1 protein-coding gene is annotated in these 357 nt (G+C 56.3%); it reads left to right on the top strand.

Features of this window, described 5'->3' with window-relative positions; genetic code table 11:
* Positions 1 to 357: hypothetical protein (locus AC1RPR_RS08525; RefSeq protein WP_481763519.1), on the top strand; the 357-nt coding region annotated here is incomplete at both ends.

Genomic DNA, 357 nt, shown 5'->3' on the forward strand with positions numbered 1-357 from the left:
GCGCCCTACATCGTGCTGTGCCCGGGACACCTTTTGGCCAACTACGTGAACGAAATGCTGTACTTCACGGGCGGCCAGATGAACGTGATTCCGCTCTCGATGGAAGCGGTTCGCGTGCACGGTATCGAGCGATTGCAAGCGATGTTGGAGGGTGCGCCACGTAACACTGTGGTGGTTGCCGACTACAACGCTCTCATGTACCGACAATACAGCGTGTGCTACGGCACGACGCCTGTCACGGTCTACCCAATCATTGACTTTCTGCGACAGTTTCGCTTTTCGTACGCAGGATTGGACGAATCGCACAAGGTGAAGAACGATACGGGGCGCACGCAAGCCACGATGTGCCTCATCTGT

The organism is Dellaglioa sp. CoH-57-MRSF-22 (genome assembly GCF_056781895.1).